This window comes from Alloalcanivorax mobilis (assembly GCF_002864685.1).
Taxonomy (GTDB): Bacteria; Pseudomonadota; Gammaproteobacteria; order Pseudomonadales; family Alcanivoracaceae; genus Alloalcanivorax; species Alloalcanivorax mobilis.
In genome coordinates, this window is sequence record NZ_NMQZ01000034.1 from 1 (window position 1) to 17,974 (window position 17,974).

Consider the following 17,974-nt stretch of genomic DNA (forward strand, 5'->3'; position numbering starts at 1 on the left):
GAAGTTCATCGCATTCAATCTGGCCGACCCTGCTTTTTATAGGGCTGGGATCGGCGCACTGGGCGTGCCCGTTCAAGTCCGCCCTTGCTACCGTCATCAAGGAATATGATTCCCCGGGAGAACAGGAACCTCGAGAACGACACCTGACCGGCGCGCATTTCAGATGTCATCCGAAAATGCGCGTGGCGGGGCAGGATCACCGTCCGGCTGCGCCGGTTTCGCGGTCAAGGACCGCTCCCACAGCGGCTTCGTTGCTCAGTGGCGTGAATCTGACTTGAAACAAGCAAGACCAGCCGCTTGCGGCTGGAACGCCGAAAGCGGCCTGAAGGGTGAGTGGCAACGCCACGAATCAAGTAGAACGCCCCAAAGGGCGTCAACGGCGGTAAGAGGTATCTTCTCACGGTCATTGCTCTTGCAAGACACCATGGAATCTCCCACAGCGGCGTTGTGGAAAGGCCCGACACGCGCGGCCACGGCGCTTGCCTGCGGTGTGGGAGCGGTCCTTGACCGCGAAGGGGCCGCGCCGGGGCGCCTCCTTGATTTCCCGCAAGACGCGCTGCTTACCGTTGTTCAGCGGAGGGCTGCATACCCAGTGATAGAGAGTTCATCTCCGATAAAATCCGCAACAGAGCTTCTATGTTCTCTTTTGCGGATCGTTCCATGGCGATGCGCTGGCGGGTCGCGGCAATAAAGGCGTCTCCGGGTGTCGCCTTACCGGTGGTTGTGATGGTCTTCTGCAGCCTTACCGCCCGACTGTCCTGAGTCATCAGGGTGTATTCCACGCTTATCGTGGCCTTCATACTGATCCCGACCATTGGGCTGGAAGCCTGCAAAATGTCGGCGGTAAGGAGCAAGCGGCCCTCCTCACTCCATAGATCAGCAGCCTTCAGGCTATTCTCCAACGCCTGTGAAAAAGCGGCATTCGAGACTTTAGCCGTCAGCAGAGGATTGGTCTCTTGCCCGCCACTCACCTGGACCCGCGAAGTGCTCTGCTTCAACTCGGATGGGTAAGCAACAGATGTGTTTTCAGCAGCGATGTTTTCCATTTTCGCCGCCGAAGCACAGCCACCCAGCACGAGGGCGCTGATTACGACCAATAATCCCCTTTTCATCCCCAGTCCCCTACCCCTATTTAAAGAATCACCAGATGATTCGGCAGTTCGTTCTTCTGCTCCGTGGCAGGCACATGGGTGATCAACTCGTCGCCACAGGAGGCGATGCATTCGAGAAAGCCGTTGAGCACTTCGCCTTGTTTAACGTGGGCGGTGAAGGTGTCGACGATGGCTTTCCAGGTTTCGTCGGGCACGTGTTGCGCGATGCCTCGGTCGGCGATGATTTCCACGTAGTGCTCCGCCTCGCTGACGAACACCAGCATGCCGTGGCCCCCGCGGGTGTGGTGCAAGCCCTGGTCCAGGAAGGCGCGACGGGCCAGGTTGGCGGCGCGCCATTGTTTCACGCGGCTCGGCACCAGACGCATCATCAGCGGTGGCCAGCGGAACACCAGCGCCAGCACCACCAGGGTGGTCCATTGCGCCAGCAGCACCTCCAGAGGAGCCAGCCACAGGGGCGTGAACGACAGCACCACCGGCACCACCAGCGACAACAGCGCCGCCCACATGAGCGGAATGTAGTGGTACTCGTCGGCCTGGCCGGCGAGCACCGTGACCAGTTCCGCGTCGGTGTCTTTCTCGATTGCCGCGATCGCGCGGGCGACCCGTTTGCGGTCTTCTTCGCTAAGCAGCATTACCAACCTCCCGAGGCGCCACCGCCTCCAAAACCACCGCCGCCGCCACCGAAGCCACCGCCGCCAAAGCCGCCGCCTCCGCCACCGCCGAAACCGCCCATGCCCAGGGGCAGGAACATCAAACCGCTGCGGCGGCCACCACGCCCACCGCCACCGCCACCCAGGCCGATCAGCAGGAAGGTGACCACCACCAGCACGATCAGGTATACGAACGCCGCCTTGCCACTGGTGCTTTTCTGAGGCTTGGCGGTGGCTTTGTATTCACCGGCGATGGCGGCGAGGATGCTGTTCACGCCGCGCTCGATACCGGTGGCGTAATCGCCGGCGCGGAAAGCCGGCCGGATATCGTTCTGAATGATAACCGAGGAGAGCGCGTCGGTGAGTGCCCCTTCCAGGCCGTAACCCACCTCGATGCGTACCTGGCGTTCCGCCGGCGCCACGATCAGCACCACACCGTTGTCCCGACCTTTCTGGCCGATGCCCCAGGCGCGGCCAAGCTGATAGCCATAGTCGGCGATGTCGTAACCCTGCAGGTCAGGCACGGTGAGCACCACCAGTTGATTGGAGGTGGTCGCTTCCGCTTCGGCGAGGCGCGTGTCCAGCGCCTGCTCCTGGGCCGGGTTGAGCAGATCGGCGTTGTCGACCACCCGCCCGGTGAGCTCGGGGAACTGCGGCGCGGCCAGGGCGGGCAGCGCCACCGCCAGCAGCAACCATAAAGAAAGACGCAGCGGCTTCATCAGTTGAAGTTGACCTTGGGAGCCTGGTCAGCACCCTCGGTGGTGGCCTCGAAATTGGGCCGCACTTCCATTTCGCCGTAGAGCACGCTGTGCCAGAGACGGCCGGGGAAGGTACGAATCTCGGTGTTGTATTGCTGCACCGCGGCAATATAGTCGCGCCGGGCCACGGCGATGCGATTCTCGGTGCCTTCAAGCTGGGATTGCAGGGTGAGAAAGTTCTGGTTGGATTTCAGGTCGGGGTAACGCTCCACCACCACCATCAGTCTTTGCAACGCGGAGCCGAGCTGCTGCTGGGCCTGCTCGAATTGCTTAAGCTTCTGCGGGTCGTTGATCAGATCGCCGTTGGCCTGGATCGAGCCGACCTTGGCGCGCGCCTCGGTGACCGCCACCAACACCTCGCGTTCCTGGCTGGCGAAGCCTTTTACCGTATTGACCAGGTTGGGCACCAGATCCGCCCGCCGCTGGTACTGATTCTCCACCTGTGCCCAGGCCGATTTCACCTGCTCATCGTAGGTGGGAATGTTGTTGATCCCGCAGCCGGCCAGGGTGCCGGCCAGCCAGATCAGCACGAACGCGCGCAACAGCTTCATTGGTGGCTCTCCATGTTCAGGTTGGCAGCAGTCAAGCAATTCCCCGCCGGCTTGGCAACCGCGCCGGCGAAAACAGCCTGTAACAGTCGTTCCTTGCGGGCGCGGGAAAGCGCCTTCAAGCGTGCTTCCAGGCGGCCCGCCGCGGCCCGAGAAGGCACCGCCACGCACAGCGCCGGCCGCACCGGGCGGCGGGCACGGGTGTAGCGGGCACCGCGCGGGCCGTCATTATGCTCCAGCCAGCGGCGCAGCACGTCGGTGGTGACACCGGTGTACAACGAGCCGTCGGCGCAGCGCATCATATACACCCACCAACCGGGCGTATTGCTCACCCTTGGCTCACCCTGTTTGCGTTGGCCGCCGGGCTGGCGTCCTGCCTGTGTTGCACGGTTTTACACCCGCCACGTGTCAGATTGCTATTATCGAAAACGGCATTGCCGCAAACCATAACCCTAACGGAGTTCCACATGATTACCTATCTGTACTGGCTTCTGCTCGCCGCGATCATCTTCGCCGTGCTGTTCAGCGTGGGGGTGCGCATGGGCAAATGGAAGCCGGCACTGATCCTCGCGGTACTGTTATGGTTGGTCGGCACCGGCCTGTATTACTTCTGGCTTGAACAGATATTCGTCAAACGCCTGGGCGGCACCATGACCGTGACCGTACCGGAAGGCCAGCAGCACATCGCCGCCACCTGGAAGGGCGATAACCTGTGGATCGAGAACTACAACCCGGAAACCAACGAATGCCTGTTCCGGGAATATTCCCGCGGCAATTTGCTGGAAGGCAAGGTGGTGATCAAGAATTGCAGCCCCACTCGCGCACAGGCGCCGGCCGCCTCCACCGGGCAGCCCCACACCTCTTTATAAAGCTTTATCAGGCCCGTTTGACGCGCCCGATGCACGGGTCCGACCGCTCTGGGCCGGGCCGTGTTTGGTTTGGCCGCCTGTTTGCCGTAGACTGATCGGTCCGCTGATCCGTCACCGCTGAGCGTCGAGTTGCATAACGTTCGCGCGCTCTTCACCCGATGATCGGTATTTTCAGCGAACATCAAAAAGGGGAACGGCAATGATCAGGCATTTTCTGTTGGCTTCCGGTCTGGCGCTGGTGACTGGCGCGTCCGCCATGGCCGGCTTATCGCACCCCCGGCATGTCCCCGCGCCGGTGTTGTCGATCCTGGTCACGCAGATGGCGGGGCTCGCCGATCTCGCGGACAAAGGCCGCGCGGAAGTCAGCGTGCCCGAGAGCGACACTCAGCAAAGCAGCGCCACCACCGGCATCCGTGCCAGCCGCGACGTCGGCAACCAGATCCAGGTGCTGGGCATGAACGATCCCCATGGCGACGACCCGCGCAATCCTCTGCCAACCCGGGACCACTGGTCTTTCTGATCCACGGCGCCCGCCCCGCGCCCGACCATGGCGCGGCACCCGCCGCGCTGTTATGGTGAACGTTGACTGTCCCCGCCTTCCCCTGGCCCCCATGAAAGTCCGCAACAGTAAGGAACAACAGCGCCAGCGCTTGCGGCGCGAAATGGAGCGCTACCTCGCCAAGGGCGGTCGTATCAGACAGATTCCCAATGGCGCCAGCGCCGACCAGGCCGAGCTGCCACGCGGGCAGCGTCCGCTGCCTTTTTCCAAAGGCCCTCCCGCCTCCCGCACCGACCTGTCCGCGGTGGTCGCGGCCATTGATGCACGCAAAAAAAAGAGCCCCCGCCCGGCGCCAAAAAAATCGCCTCGGCGTAAACTGATTTACGATGATTTCGGCGAACCCCTGCGCTGGGTCTGGGACGATTCCCAGGAATCTCGCTGATGCCCCTGTTCCTCCGCCCGCCTTTTCCCAGGAGATCCCGATGCGTTTTCTAAGCCTGTTATTGACCGGCCTGCTGCTTTCCGGCACCGCCCTGGCCGACGTGATCCAGCGTGATGTAACCCTGCCCGATGGCCTTGGCCAGGGCGTGCTGTTCATGGACGACGACCTGGACAAAGTCACCGCCGGCGTGATCGTGGTGCACGAGTGGTGGGGGATGAACGACTACGTGCGCAACCGGGCACGGATGCTGGCCAAAGAAGGCTATGTGGCGTTCACCGTGGACATGTACGGCAACAACAAGGTCGCCAATCACCCCAAGGACGCCAAAACCTTCATGGAGCAGGCCCTCGCCGAGCCGGAATTGATGACCCGGCGCTTCAACGCCGCCAAGGCAATTCTGCGGGATCAGCAATACGTGGACGACGCCCGCCTCTTCGCGGTGGGCTACTGCTTCGGTGGCGGCGTGGTGCTGGAACAGGCTCGCAAGGGCAATGATCTGGCCGGCGTCGCCAGCTTCCATGGCTCCCTGGGCACCCATCACCGCGCCGCCGCCGGCGACATCAAAGCGCGCGTGCTGGTCGCCACCGGCCAGGCCGACCCGATGTCGCCGCCAGAGCAGGTCAGCGCCCTGGTTCAGGAACTGACCGCCGCCGGCGCGCGCTTTGAGTTGCTCAGCTACCCCGGCGCCAAGCACGGCTTTACCAACCCCAAAGCCGACGAGAACGGCAAACGCTTTGATCTGCCGCTGGCCTACGACAAAGAAGCGGATTTGAGCAGCTGGTCCGCCCTGCTCGATTTTATCGGCGCACCTTAACAGGCTGTCGCGACGTTCTCGCCATCGGCGCGCCGGCCACGGCGTGCCCGGTTTTCTCTCCGCAGGGCGCCCCGTTTTGGGTCGCGCCGCACCAATAAAGACCATCTCCGCGCCCCATAACGGCCAGCCTTGCCCGGCCGCTCCCACGCCAGCCCTTGAGAAATGGGGCCTGGCCATTCTGGCATTGGTTTTGCTCCTGTTACCGCAGGAATCGAATGGCCGGTGTTGCCATCACGACTCAACAAAGCGTCACCAATAGAGCGCTAGGGTTCCGGTCAGCGAATGCCGCTGATGGCTGGTCCGAGAGCGCTCGACCTTCCTGGAAGGTTACACGGCGGGACAAAAGCCCGGGAGGACACCATGACGACACTGTCATTGGATTCCTCAATGCCCGTAATCCAAGGAGGTCCGACCATGACCCGCCCGAGCCCTACCCGTTTCGCCGCCACCCTGTTCGCGATGCTGTTTGTCATCGCCGCCCTGCCCACCACCGCCCAGGCCGAAAAAAAACAGAGCTTCAAAGTCTGCTGGTCGATTTATGTCGGCTGGATCCCCTGGGACTACGGCGCCGCTCAGGGCATCGTCGACAAGTGGGCGGACAAATACGACATCGACATCGACGTGGTGCAGATCAACGACTACATCGAATCGATCAACCAGTACACCGCCGGTCAATACGATGGCTGCACCATGACCAATATGGATGCACTCACCATTCCCGCCGCCGGCGGCGTGGACACCACCGCCCTGATCGTTGGCGACTTCTCCAACGGCAACGACGGCATCGTTCTGAAGAACAAGGACAGCCTCGCCGACATCAAGGGCCAGAACGTCAATCTGGTGGAGCTGTCGGTGTCTCACTACCTGCTTGCCCGCGCCCTGGACTCAGTGGGGTTGAGCGAGCGAGACCTCACCGTGGTCAACACCTCCGACGCGGATCTGGTGTCCGCCTATCAAACCGATGACGTCACCGCGGTGGCCACCTGGAACCCGCTGCTCAGCGCCATCACCGCCGAACCCGGTGCCCACAAGGTGTTCGATTCCTCGCAAATCCCCGGCGAGATCATCGACCTGATGGTGGTCAACAGCGCCACCCTGAAAGACAACCCGGCCCTGGGCAAAGCGCTCACCGGCGCCTGGTACGAAATCATGGCCGACATGAAGAGCAAGGGCGCCAAGGGTGACGAAGCCCGCGACCACATGGCTTCGGTAGCGGGCACCGATCGCGCCGGTTTTGCACAGCAGCTCGACGCCACCCGCATGTTCTACCAACCCGAGGAAGCGGTGGCGTTCGTGAACAGCGCCGAGCTGAAAACCACCATGCAGCGGGTCGCCGAATTCTCGTTCGAGCACGGCCTGCTCGGTGACGGCGCGCCGGACGCCGGCTTCGTGGGCGTGCAAACCCCCAGCGGGGTATACGGCGCCGACGGCAACATCAAGCTGCGCTTCGACCCCGCCTATATGGAAATGGCCGCCAAGGGCGAGCTGTAAGCGGGCCCCGCCGGCCGCAAGGCCGGCGCTCTGTCCACGCTTTCCATTGCCTCGGGAACCGCCATGAAAAAACTGATCAACCGTGAACCGGGCCGGGTCGGCAAGTGGGCGCTGGGCCTGCTGCCCTTCGTGCTGCTGGCGATCTGCTACCTGGTGGCCTCCGACGCGCGCCTGGAGGCCAACCCCAACGACAAGCTGCTGCCGGCCATGAGCAGCTTCGTGGACGCCATCGACCGGATGGCCTTCGAACCCAGCAAGCGCACCGGCGAATACCAGCTCTGGGTGGACACCGTGGCAAGCCTCAAGCGGCTGGCGCTGGGCGTGCTGATCAGCGCCAGCATCGGCCTGGTGTTTGGCATCGCCACCGGCACCATCCCTTATCTGCGCGCCGGCTTCTCGCCGCTGATCACCGGGCTCTCGCTGGTGCCGCCAATGGCGATCCTGCCGGTGCTGTTCATTATTTTCGGCCTCGGCGAACTGGCCAAGGTGATGTTGATCATCATCGGCATCACGCCGTTCATTATTCGCGACATGCAGCAACGCGCCGAGGAAATCCCCGCCGAGCAGGTGATCAAGATGCAAACCCTGGGCGCCAACACCTGGCAGATCGTGCTGCGCCTGGTGTGGCCTCAGGTGATGCCACGCCTGCTCAGCGCGGTGCGGTTGTCGCTGGGTTCGGCGTGGTTGTTCCTGATCGCCGCCGAAGCGATCGCCGCCACCGAAGGGCTCGGCTACCGCATCTTCCTGGTGCGCCGCTACCTGGCCATGGACACCATCCTGCCCTACGTGGTGTGGATCACCTTCCTGGCTTTCATCATCGACTTCACGCTGGCCCGGTACTCGCGCTGGCGTTACCCCTGGTTTCACGGAGCGCAGTGACCATGGCCGCGATTGAAATCAAAAACCTGTGGAAAGAATACGGCGATCAGGTGGTCCTGGAACGCCTCAACGCCAAGGTGGAAGAAGGCGAATTCGTCACCATTGTCGGCGCGTCTGGCTGCGGCAAAACCACCTTCCTGAAAATGATGCTCGGTACCGAACAAGCCAGCCGCGGGCAACTGCTGCTGGACGGCGAGCCAATCGCCGCCGAGCCAGATGAAACCCGGGGCATCGTGTTCCAGCGCTACTCGGTGCTGCCGCACCTGAGCGCGCTGCGCAACGTGATGCTCGCCGGCGAGCTGAGCGCCAACCGCTGGCTGGGGCTGGCGTTCGGCGCGCGCCGCCGGGCGCTGCGCGACGAAGCGCGGGAAATGCTCGAGTCGGTGGGCCTGAGCCAGGCGCTGGACAAGTACCCCCACGAACTTTCCGGTGGCATGCAGCAACGCCTGGCACTGGCGCAAACGCTGATCAAGCGGCCGCGCATTCTGCTGCTGGATGAACCGTTCGGCGCGCTTGATCCGGGCATCCGCCGGGACATGCACAAGCTGGTGCTGGACCTGTGGCAAAAGCAAAACCTGACCGTGTTCATGATCACCCACGATCTGGCCGAGGGCTTCTATCTGGGCACCCGCCTTTGGGTGTTCGACAAAGAGCGCCTCGACCCGCAAGACCCGGGCCGCTACGGCGCCCGTGTCACCTACGACCTGCCGGTCGGCAACAGCGACAAGGGCACGCTGCAATCGATCTCGCACAGCGTGGACTCCACCGCCCGCGCTCTCGCCTGACCCGCAACAACCGAGCAACAGGAGAACGCCATGAACGAACCGCTTTACCAGTACACCATGCCCGGCGGCGCGCACTGGTCCTTCCGCATGCGGCGCGGCACCTGCCTGCGTCTCACCGATGTGGAAGGCGGCGCCAACGTCGGCATGCTGTTCTATAACCCCGAGGAAAAACTGGAGCGCTACAACGCCCCGGATACGTTAAAAGGCCAGCACACCTTCAAGCTGACCCGTGGCAACTGTCTGTATTCGGACATGGGCCGGGTGTTCGCGTCGATCATCGAAGACAGCTTCGGCTGGCACGACACCGTGTGCGGCAACCTTCACCCCGATCAGCTCGCGCAAAAGTACGGCGAACATTGCTATCAGGAGTTCCGCAACGACTGGACCCTGAGCGGCCACACCAGCTTTTTGGTGGAGTTGGCCAAACACGGCCTCGGCGAGCGCGACCTGGCCGCCAATCTGAACCTGTTCAGCAAGATCGTCACCGACGACCAGGGCCAGATGCGCTTCGACACCGGCGCGGCGAAAGCCGGCGCCAGCCTCACGCTGCGTTTCGAGATGGACACCCTGGTGCTGATGCACACCTGCCCGCACCCGCTCAACCCCGCCGTTGAATATCCAAAAAATCCGGTGCTGTGCGAAATGCTGACGGCGCCGCCGCCGGGCGACGACGACTATTGCCTTAACTTTCGCCCGGAGAACGCCCGCGCGTTCGAGAACAATCGCCTGTATTACCTGGACGGGGCCGCAAGCGACAAGCTGACCGGCACCCGCCCGTCTACAGCTTGAGGCTTGTCGCCCAAGAGGAGGATGACATGATCAAAGAAAGCCTGTTGAAAGCCGAGGACGCCGCCTTCCGCCAGGTGGTCGCCGCCGGCGATTATTTCCTGAAGGTGCTGCGCGCCGGCGAGACCCTGCGCATCCTGGATCTGCAAGGCAACCAGGCGGCGGACACCCTGTTCTTCAACGCCGAGGACAGCGCCGAGCGCTACAGCGCGATGGACACCATTCGCGAGCAGGGCAACGTTTACCTGAGCGCCGGCACGCTGCTGCGCTCCAGTCGCAACACGCCGATGCTGGAAATCACCGCCGACACCTGCGGCCGCCACGACACCCTGGGCGGCGCCTGCGCCACCGAAAGCAACACCGTGCGCTACGACCTGGAAAAGCGCTGCATGCACGCCTGTCGCGACAGTTACCTGCGGGCCGTCAGCGAGCACGAAGAGTTCAATCTGGGCAAACGCGACCTGACCCACAACATCAATTTCTTCATGAACGTGCCGGTCACCGCCGAAGGCGGCCTGACTTTCGAAGACGGCATCTCCGGCGCCGGCAAATACGTGGAGATGAAAGCGCTAATCAACACCACGGTGCTGATTTCCAACTGCCCGCAGCTCAACAACCCCTGCAACGGTTACGACCCCACGCCGATTGAAATTTTGATCTGGCAGTAACGCGCCGACTTGCGCGCAGCACACCTGCGGGGACGACCCCGGCGATGGTAACGACAAAAGGCGGGACGGCCCGCCCTGGCAAGAGAGCCGACCTCATGTTCAAGAAGGTACTGATCGCCAACCGTGGCGCCATCGCCACCCGCATCATCCGCACCCTGAACGCACTGAACGTGACCAGCGTGGCGGTGTACGCGGACGCCGACACCGAATCGCGCCACGTGGCGCTCGCCGACCAGGCCCTGAGCCTGGGCGAGGGCAACGCCGCGCAGACCTATCTGAACCAGGACAAACTGTTCGCGCTGATGGAAGAGCATGGCGTGGACGCGGTCCACCCCGGTTACGGCTTTCTCAGCGAAAACCCCGAATTCGTGGAGCGATGCGAAGCCAGCGGCATCGCTTTTATCGGCCCCACCGCGCAACAGATGCGCGACTTCGGCCTGAAACACACCGCCCGGCAACTGGCCGAGAACACCGGCGTACCGTTGTTGCCCGGCACCGGCCTGCTGGAAAGCCCACAGGCGGCACTGCACGCCGCCAGCGAAATCGGCTACCCGGTGATGCTGAAAAGCACCGCCGGCGGCGGCGGCATCGGCATGCAGATCTGCCACGACGACAACGGCCTGCGCAAAGCCTGGGACACGGTGCGTCGCCTCAGCGCCAACAACTTTTCCAACGACGGCGTGTTCCTGGAAAAATACATCGAACGGGCCCGGCACATTGAGGTGCAGGTGTTCGGCGATGGCCAGGGCGGCGCCGTGGCGCTGGGCGAGCGCGACTGTTCCGCCCAGCGCCGCCACCAGAAAGTGATCGAGGAAACCCCGGCCCCCAACCTGCCCGACGACGTACGCGCCACCCTGCATGACACCGCCCGCCGGCTGGTGGCGGCGGTCAACTACCGCAACGCCGGCACCGTGGAATTCATTCTCGACCAGGACAGCAACCGTTTTTATTTCCTTGAGGTCAACACCCGCCTGCAGGTGGAGCACGGCGTCACCGAGCAGGTCTATGGCGTTGATCTGGTCGCCTGGATGGTGCAACTGGCGGCCGGCGAATTGCCCGATCTGAGCGCCCGCGCCGCCGCGCTGACGCCGCGTGGCCACGCCATTCAAGTGCGCCTCTACGCCGAAGACCCGAACAAGGATTTCCAGCCCTGCGCCGGGCTGCTCACCAGCGTGGCGTTCCCCGACGCCGATGGTGAGCATCTGCGCATCGACCACTGGATTGAACCCGGCCTGACGGTATCGCCGTTTTTCGATCCAATGCTGGCCAAGGTGATCGTTCACCAACCAAACCGCGACCACGCGCTCGCCGCGTTGAAACATGCGCTCGAAGACACCCTGGTGGAAGGCATCGAAACCAACCGCCACTACGTGCTGGCGATTCTCGCCGACCCGGTGTTCGGTGACGGCCACATGACCACCCGCTATCTGAACGGCTTCGACTACCATCCCGATACCCTCGACGTGCTCGCCGGCGGCACCCTGACCACGGTGCAGGATTACCCCGGCCGGCGCGGCTACTGGCCGATTGGCGTGCCCCCTTCCGGCCCATTCGACAGCCTCAGTTTCCGGCTCGGCAACCGCCTGCTCGGCAACCGCGAAGACGCCGCCGGCCTGGAATTCACCCTCAACGGCCCAACCCTGCGCTTTAACCGCGACACCCGCGTGGCGCTCACCGGCGCCGACATGAGCGCCGCTCTGGACGGCCGGCCGGTGCCACGTTATCAGGCGGTTTCGATCAGCGCCGGTCAGACCCTTAAGCTCGGCAAGGTGCACGGCGACGGCGCGCGCGCCTACCTCGCCGTGGCCGGCGGCATTCAGTGCCAGCCCTACCTGGGCTCGCGCAGCACCTTCACCCTGGGCCAGTTCGGCGGCCACGGTGGCCGCGCCCTGCGCACCGGCGATGTGCTGCACCTTGGCGACCGGCCGGGCACCGCCAACACCGCCGCCGTGCCCGAAGCGTTGATGCCGACGCTGGGCACTCAATGGCACTTGCGGGTGATCTACGGCCCCCATGGCGCGCCGGATTTCTTCACCGACGACGACATGGCCACCTTCTTCCGCGCCGACTGGCAAGTGCACTACAACTCCAGCCGCACCGGCATCCGCCTGGTTGGCCCGAAACCGCAATGGGCACGCAGCGACGGCGGCGAAGCCGGCATGCACCCGTCCAACATTCACGACAACGCCTACGCCGTGGGCACCGTGGATTTCACCGGCGACATGCCGGTGATCCTGGGGCCCGACGGCCCCTCCCTGGGTGGCTTCGTGTGCCCGGCCACGGTGATCCTCGCCGACCGCTGGAAACTGGGGCAACTGAAAGCCGGCGATACCCTGCGCTTCGTACCGGTCAGTCTGGACGACGCCGACGCCCTGGCGGCGGAACAGGCCCTCTGCCTCGAAGAGCTCACCGCCCCCTCGCTGACGCCCGCCCCGGCCACGGTGAGCACGCCAATTCTTGACCGCCTGGAGGCGCAGAGCCACGGCCCGGAAGTGGTGTACCGGGCCGCCGGCGACCGCTATCTGCTGGTGGAATACGGCCCGCTGGAACTGGATCTGCGCCTGCGCTTTCGCGCCCACGCACTGATGCTGTGGCTGGAACAGGAACGGCTCGACGGCGTTCTCGAACTGACCCCGGGCATCCGCTCGCTGCAAGTGCACTTCGATCCGGCGCGGCTGCCGCGTGCAACGCTGCTCGAAATACTGAAGCGCGCCGAGCTGACGCTGGACAAACAAGACGACCTGGAAGTGCCCTCGCGCATCGTTCATCTGCCGCTGAGCTGGGACGACGAGGCCTGCCGCCTGGCGATTGAAAAGTACACCCAATCGGTGCGCAAGGACGCGCCCTGGTGCCCCAGCAACATCGAATTCATCCGCCGCATCAACGGCCTGCAAAGCGTCGATGAAGTAAAGAAGATCGTGTTCGACGCCCGCTATGTGGTGATGGGCCTGGGCGATGTGTACCTGGGCGCGCCGGTGGCCACCCCCTACGATCCGCGCCACCGCCTGGTCACCACCAAATACAACCCGGCGCGCACCTGGACCGCCGAAAACTCAGTGGGCATCGGCGGCTCCTATCTGTGCGTGTACGGCATGGAAGGCCCCGGCGGCTACCAGTTCGTGGGGCGCACCATGCAGATGTGGAACCGCTTCCACAAAACCGAGGCGTTTACCCAGCCCTGGCTGCTGCGCTTCTTCGACCAGATCCGTTTTTACGAGGTCTCCGCCGAAGAGCTGCGGCAAATCCGCCGCGACTTTCCCAAAGGCCGCTACCCGTTCCGGGTCGAGGAAACCACCTTCAACCTGGGTGAATACCAACGCTTCCTGGAAACCCACGAAAACGACATCCGCGCCTTTACCGACAAGCGCAACCGCGCCTTCGACGAAGAACTGCAACGCTGGGTGGAAAGCGGCCAGATCAATTTCGAATCGCAACAGGACCTGAACACCGACCAGGGCGACGCGCTGCCCGAAGGCACGCCGGTGGAATCCCCCACCGCCGGCAACATCTGGAAACTGGAGGTGGCCGAAGGCGACACCGTCGCCGAGGGCCAGGTGGTGGCGGTACTGGAATCCATGAAAATGGAAATCGAAGTGCTCGCCCCACACGCCGGCACGGTGCTGCACATTGCCCGCCAGGAAGGCCAGCAGATCAATGCCGGCCAGGCGGTGATGGTGTTGGGGAACGAAAGTTGAAAGTTAAAGGTTAAAAGGCACGCGATTCGGCGGAACGGACGGTTCACGTCCGGCCGTCCCCTCTCCCTGTCCCTCTCCCGCAAGGGGAGAGGGCACTCTCCAGAATGGCATGCGAGCCGCCCTTGCGCGCTTCCCAGCACAACATGGAACGCGCGCTTCGTGGCCCCTTACCCGGCGGGAGAGACAGAGAGAGGCCTGACTGAAATAAAGCCCCTCTCCCCTGGCGGGAGAGGGGTTGGGGAGAGGGGGAAGGTATTCCGGTGTTTACTCTGGCCCGGGCCAGAAATCCGGATTGTAAGCCACTTCCCAGAGGTGACCGATCCGGATCGGCGAAGTAATCGATATAGCGACCCCAACTGCCCGGAGGCCCGCGACGCAACGCATCACCCGTCCTCCAGGCTCAACCGCAGCGGCGCGGGAAAGCCGTACCGGGCCAGGCCGGCGACCAGCCCAGCGGACACCGTGGCGGTACTCCAAACCGGTTGCGGGTCGTCATGACCCTGGCCGTTCAGCTCACCGATCACTTGCGCCACGCGCCGGGCGATGGCGTCGCCGGAATCGACCCACTGCACCGGACGGGGCGCGCGGGCGGCGAGCGCCTCTTTAAGCAACGGGAAATGGGTGCAGCCGAGCACCACGGTGTCCAGGCGTGGGTGGGCCCACAGCGGCGCCAGGCCGGCGTCCAGGACACTGGGGTCCAGAGATTCCCCGGCGATCAACCGCTCCGCCTGCGCCACCAGGGCGTCGGCGGCCACCCGCACCACGGTGTGGCCGGCGGCGAACTGGTCGATCAGGCGGTCGGTATAAGGGCGGCATACGGTGGCCGAGGTGGCGAGCAGGCCGATCACGCCGCTGCGGCTGAGCGCGGCGGCGGGCTTGATCGCGGGCACCGTGCCCACCACCGGTACCGTCAGCCGCTGGCGCAGGGCGTCCAGGGCCAGGGTGCTGGCGGTGTTGCAGGCCACCACCAGGGCGCGGGCGGAACTGGCCGCCACCGCCGCCTCGCACACCGCCACGATGCGCGCCACCAGCCAGTCGTCCGGCTTGGTGCCATAGGGCAGCGCGGCGTTATCAAACACGTAGGCCAGCGCGGCGCCGGGCAACTGTGCGCGCAAGGCACGCACGACCGACAGACCGCCAACACCGGAATCGAAAATCAGAATCGGCGGATTCACGGGCGAGTCCCGCCCATCCGCGTTGCACGACGATAAAGGCACACCATCAACCCGGGTTGTCCGGCAATGCGTGGAGACCCGGAAAGATACCCCCTTGCCGGGCTCGAATAAAGGCGCGCCTCAGACACCGGCCAGCCAGTCGCCGGTGAGGGCGGCCACCACTCCGGCCTGACGCGCCCAACGGAAATGATCCGCCCTGTCGCCAAGCTGTTCGGCGTCCAGGACCCGTTCAGTGAGGCGGGCCGCTCGGAATTTGCCGGTGACGGCGTCCACCGCCGCCGCCGGCGCGAAGGCGTCGTCCGCCAGCCGCACCGCCAGCACCGGCCCGGTGAACGTGGCGATGCCGGCGTCCAGATCCTTATTCAGCCCATGGGCACGATAGCGATTGCTTTGCGCCAGCCGGCGCCAGTCTTTCATCACCGTGCGAGCCTCACGGCCACCGAAGCCGAGGCGCTCGCCGGGGTAATAACCGAACAGCAGGCCCGCCGCCGGGATCACCCGGATCAGGCGCCGCACCATGGTGCGCACGTCGCCCTGGAAGGCGCGCCACCAGGGGCTGCCGGTGGCCACCATGATCACGCCATGCACCTGGTTGGGAAAGCGCCCGGCGGTGATCGCGGCGTAGTGCCCGCCGAGGCTGTGCCCGAACAGATACAGCGGCGCGCCCGGGTCCTGTTGACGCAGCCAGCCCAGCACCGCCGGCAGATCGTTGTCGAGCACCTCGGCGAAGCCCCAGTCCTGGCGCCGGCCCGGGCGCAGCGTGCTGGCGCCCTGGCCGCGTGGCTCCATCACCGCCACCTGCAGGCCCCGCTCATGCAGCGCCGCCGCCAGCCGGGTATAGAACTGCGCGCCCACTCCCATTGCCGCCTGCACCAGCAACACCGGGGCCCCGGATTGCCCCGGCAGCCAGGTCAGCGGCACCTTATAGCCCGAAGGCGTAGCCACGGTTACCGGCGCGTGGCTCATGCCCGCTCCGGGGGCGGCTGGCGACGCGGGCGCCGGATCAACTCGCCGCCACAGTTGGGGCACTGCGCGCTCAACGCGGTGCAGCAGTCCACGCAGAAGGTGCACTCATAAGAGCAGATATACGCTTCGCCGGCGGGCTCCAGCCCGGTCTGGCAGTGTTCGCACTCGGATTTCATGTCCAGCATGTCAGCGAGCCTCCACTTTCTGTTTGCCGCAGCGCTGGCACTGGTAGCGGGTCACCAGCTTGCCCTGCTTGCTGTCGAATTCGGTGTCTTTAACGACGGTCCACTTATGGTAGCCATGCTGGCACAGCCCCTGCTTGGGCCGCTTTTTGGCCGGTCGTTGAAACGGAACCACGTCGCCCATGATGTTTCCCCATGCGGCAGAATCGGTTCCCAGAGTAAACGGTGTTGCACGGCGTGCCGCAAGCGCCGTACCGGGGTGGCCAGCCCGGCCACCCCGGGGCGAAGGAACCGGCGGATCGCTCAGGCACCGGCCCGGGCCGGTGCCGCCTGCTCGCGACGCAAGCCCCGCCACTGGCACCACACACAGAAGGCGGTAAGCAGGGCCAGGTCCGCCAGCATTAATTGACCCAGGTTGGACAACCAGGGGGCGGCGACAACCATCACCACCGGGGTGGCCACCACGAACACCGCGTCGGCGGCGGTGAGCAGCCGCGCCAGGGTCAGGGGGATCACCGGCCGGGTGGCGACAAAGGCCAGATCCACCGCCAGCAACAGCAGCGCGGCCCCGGCGAGGGTGCACACCCACGGCGCGATGGCGCCAGCGTCGGCGCCGGCCAGGGCCGCCACCGCGGCGGCACCGGCAATCAGCAGCGCGCCGATCAGCACGCAGGCAAAGGCATTGAACAACAAGGCGCTTTTCAGGGATTTCCAAGGCATGGTCTTTCTCCATTTCGTTTCTGGTAGAGTCAGAATCCGATGTTCGAATAAGCGAAACAATTACCTGTGAGGTAACCACCATGGTGGCGTTGATGGCGGGGAAAATTCTGGCGGACTGGCGCAAGACACGCCGCCTGAGCCAGCTGGAGCTGGCCGGGCGGGCGCAGGTGTCGAGCCGCCATTTAAGCTTCGTGGAGACCGGCCGGGCCCAGCCCAGCTCGGCGCTGCTGAGGCGGCTGGCCGAGGCCATGGAGCTGAGCTGCCGGGACACCAATCAGTTGCTGCTGGCCGCCGGCCACCCGCCGGTGTACGGGGAAACGCGCCTGGATGACCCGGCCCTGGCGGCGGTGCGCCAGGCCCTGGAAGTGATGCTGGAAAACCATTTGCCCTACCCGGCCGCGGTGCTCGACGCGCACTGGAACATCCTGATGGCCAACAGCGCCCAGCAGGCGCTGCTCACCGCCATCGCCGAGGAGGCCGGGCCACTGCCGGCCACCACCAACATCGTCGAGCTGGTGTTCCATCCGGACGGCATCCGCCCGTTCATCGTCAATTGGGAGACGGTGGCGGGTTTCCTGCTGCGGCGCCTGCGCCGCGATCTGGCGTTGCGCCCCGACCCCAAACTGCAGCGCCTGTGGCGGCGTCTCGCCGAGCTTGCCGATCTGCACGCTCTGGAAGCGCACACACCACAGATCGCGGAGCCGATGCTGACTCTGCAGTTGCGCCTCGGCGGGCAGCTTTTGTCGTCGTTTTCCACCCTGGCCAGCTTCGGCACCGCCGTGGACGTGGTGGTGGAGGAACTGCGCATCGAGCACTATTTCCCGGCCGACGACGCCACCCGGGCGTTCTTTCACGATGGCGCGGCGGCGGCGCCAAAGCAGCGCGCCGGCTGACCGGCAACGGCGGCCCTGGCGACTTATGTCATGGTTGTCGCG

At 64.6% G+C, this 17,974-nt stretch carries 21 protein-coding genes and 1 riboswitch; of the genes, 11 read left to right on the forward strand and 10 right to left on the reverse strand.

Going from position 1 to position 17,974, the window contains the following annotated elements; translation table 11 throughout:
• Window positions 1-560 precede the first annotated feature (560 nt).
• From CGS25_RS14530 to CGS25_RS14550, 5 genes are read right to left on the reverse strand one after another with little or no spacing between them, the layout of a single operon-like run.
• Window positions 561-1,112, reverse strand: coding sequence for a hypothetical protein (locus CGS25_RS14530; RefSeq protein WP_089031283.1), 552 nt, complete (start codon window positions 1,110-1,112; stop codon window positions 561-563).
• 20 nt (window positions 1,113-1,132) lie between these two features.
• The gene (locus CGS25_RS14535) at window positions 1,133-1,744 is read right to left on the reverse strand and encodes a TPM domain-containing protein (protein ID WP_089031282.1); all 612 of its coding nucleotides are present in this window, start codon (window positions 1,742-1,744) and stop codon (window positions 1,133-1,135) included.
• The gene (locus CGS25_RS14540) at window positions 1,744-2,481 is read right to left on the reverse strand and encodes a TPM domain-containing protein (protein WP_089031281.1); all 738 of its coding nucleotides are present in this window, start codon (window positions 2,479-2,481) and stop codon (window positions 1,744-1,746) included. Before CGS25_RS14540 ends, CGS25_RS14535 begins: the two co-directional genes overlap by 1 nt.
• Window positions 2,481-3,071, reverse strand: a complete 591-nt coding sequence (locus CGS25_RS14545; RefSeq protein ID WP_089031280.1) for a LemA family protein — start codon at window positions 3,069-3,071, stop codon at window positions 2,481-2,483. Before CGS25_RS14545 ends, CGS25_RS14540 begins: the two co-directional genes overlap by 1 nt.
• Window positions 3,068-3,400 (reverse strand): GIY-YIG nuclease family protein, encoded by a 333-nt coding sequence (locus CGS25_RS14550; RefSeq protein WP_232802427.1) that lies wholly within the window; start codon window positions 3,398-3,400, stop codon window positions 3,068-3,070. Before CGS25_RS14550 ends, CGS25_RS14545 begins: the two co-directional genes overlap by 4 nt.
• A gap of 135 nt (window positions 3,401-3,535) precedes the next feature.
• Here CGS25_RS14550 and CGS25_RS14555 point away from each other — a divergent pair, with 135 nt between their 5' ends.
• The 10 genes from CGS25_RS14555 to uca all read left to right on the forward strand — a co-directional run bounded on the left by CGS25_RS14555 (window position 3,536) and on the right by uca (window position 13,996).
• The gene (locus CGS25_RS14555) at window positions 3,536-3,937 is read left to right on the forward strand and encodes a hypothetical protein (protein WP_089031278.1); all 402 of its coding nucleotides are present in this window, start codon (window positions 3,536-3,538) and stop codon (window positions 3,935-3,937) included.
• Window positions 3,938-4,136: 199 nt separating this feature from the next.
• The gene (locus tag CGS25_RS14560) at window positions 4,137-4,457 is read left to right on the forward strand and encodes a hypothetical protein (RefSeq protein WP_089031277.1); all 321 of its coding nucleotides are present in this window, start codon (window positions 4,137-4,139) and stop codon (window positions 4,455-4,457) included.
• A 91-nt stretch (window positions 4,458-4,548) separates the two neighbouring features.
• On the forward strand, window positions 4,549-4,878 hold the full coding sequence (locus CGS25_RS14565) for a hypothetical protein (RefSeq protein WP_089031276.1): 330 nt from the start codon (window positions 4,549-4,551) through the stop codon (window positions 4,876-4,878).
• A gap of 40 nt (window positions 4,879-4,918) precedes the next feature.
• On the forward strand, window positions 4,919-5,692 hold the full coding sequence (locus CGS25_RS14570) for a dienelactone hydrolase family protein (RefSeq protein ID WP_089031275.1): 774 nt from the start codon (window positions 4,919-4,921) through the stop codon (window positions 5,690-5,692).
• Window positions 5,693-5,944: 252 nt separating this feature from the next.
• Window positions 5,945-6,048, forward strand: a riboswitch (guanidine-I (ykkC/yxkD leader).
• A 58-nt stretch (window positions 6,049-6,106) separates the two neighbouring features.
• Window positions 6,107-7,183 carry a putative urea ABC transporter substrate-binding protein gene (locus CGS25_RS14575; protein ID WP_089031274.1) on the forward strand — a complete coding sequence of 359 codons (1,077 nt, stop codon included), beginning with the start codon at window positions 6,107-6,109 and terminating at the stop codon, window positions 7,181-7,183.
• Between the two features lie 63 nt (window positions 7,184-7,246).
• Window positions 7,247-8,062: an ABC transporter permease gene (locus CGS25_RS14580; protein WP_101675912.1), complete on the forward strand. Its 816-nt coding sequence runs from the start codon at window positions 7,247-7,249 to the stop codon at window positions 8,060-8,062.
• Between the two features lie 2 nt (window positions 8,063-8,064).
• Window positions 8,065-8,847, forward strand: a complete 783-nt coding sequence (locus tag CGS25_RS14585; RefSeq protein ID WP_089031272.1) for an ABC transporter ATP-binding protein — start codon at window positions 8,065-8,067, stop codon at window positions 8,845-8,847.
• Between the two features lie 30 nt (window positions 8,848-8,877).
• Window positions 8,878-9,636: an urea amidolyase associated protein UAAP1 gene (locus CGS25_RS14590; protein ID WP_101675913.1), complete on the forward strand. Its 759-nt coding sequence runs from the start codon at window positions 8,878-8,880 to the stop codon at window positions 9,634-9,636.
• A gap of 26 nt (window positions 9,637-9,662) precedes the next feature.
• Window positions 9,663-10,301 carry an urea amidolyase associated protein UAAP2 gene (locus CGS25_RS14595; RefSeq protein ID WP_101675914.1) on the forward strand — a complete coding sequence of 213 codons (639 nt, stop codon included), beginning with the start codon at window positions 9,663-9,665 and terminating at the stop codon, window positions 10,299-10,301.
• Between the two features lie 95 nt (window positions 10,302-10,396).
• The gene (gene uca / locus CGS25_RS14600; RefSeq protein ID WP_101675915.1) at window positions 10,397-13,996 is read left to right on the forward strand and encodes an urea carboxylase; all 3,600 of its coding nucleotides are present in this window, start codon (window positions 10,397-10,399) and stop codon (window positions 13,994-13,996) included.
• 383 nt (window positions 13,997-14,379) lie between these two features.
• Here the strand turns inward: uca and murI are convergent, their stop codons facing one another.
• The 5 genes from murI to CGS25_RS14630 all read right to left on the reverse strand — a co-directional run bounded on the left by murI (window position 14,380) and on the right by CGS25_RS14630 (window position 17,039).
• Complete coding sequence (gene murI, locus CGS25_RS14610) at window positions 14,380-15,171, reverse strand: glutamate racemase (RefSeq protein WP_089031268.1); 792 nt, start codon at window positions 15,169-15,171, stop codon at window positions 14,380-14,382.
• 120 nt (window positions 15,172-15,291) lie between these two features.
• Window positions 15,292-16,137 carry an alpha/beta hydrolase family protein gene (locus CGS25_RS14615; RefSeq protein WP_101675916.1) on the reverse strand — a complete coding sequence of 282 codons (846 nt, stop codon included), beginning with the start codon at window positions 16,135-16,137 and terminating at the stop codon, window positions 15,292-15,294.
• On the reverse strand, window positions 16,134-16,322 hold the full coding sequence (locus CGS25_RS14620) for a DUF1272 domain-containing protein (RefSeq protein WP_101675917.1): 189 nt from the start codon (window positions 16,320-16,322) through the stop codon (window positions 16,134-16,136). Before CGS25_RS14620 ends, CGS25_RS14615 begins: the two co-directional genes overlap by 4 nt.
• A gap of 1 nt (window position 16,323) precedes the next feature.
• Window positions 16,324-16,503, reverse strand: coding sequence for a hypothetical protein (locus CGS25_RS14625; RefSeq protein ID WP_101675918.1), 180 nt, complete (start codon window positions 16,501-16,503; stop codon window positions 16,324-16,326).
• Window positions 16,504-16,622: 119 nt separating this feature from the next.
• A complete protein-coding gene (locus CGS25_RS14630) occupies window positions 16,623-17,039 on the reverse strand; it encodes a hypothetical protein (RefSeq protein WP_101675919.1) in 417 nt (138 codons plus the stop codon).
• A 92-nt stretch (window positions 17,040-17,131) separates the two neighbouring features.
• Between CGS25_RS14630 and CGS25_RS14635 the strand changes: the two genes are divergently transcribed.
• Window positions 17,132-17,932, forward strand: coding sequence for a helix-turn-helix domain-containing protein (locus tag CGS25_RS14635; protein ID WP_232802428.1), 801 nt, complete (start codon window positions 17,132-17,134; stop codon window positions 17,930-17,932).
• Window positions 17,933-17,974 lie beyond the last annotated feature (42 nt).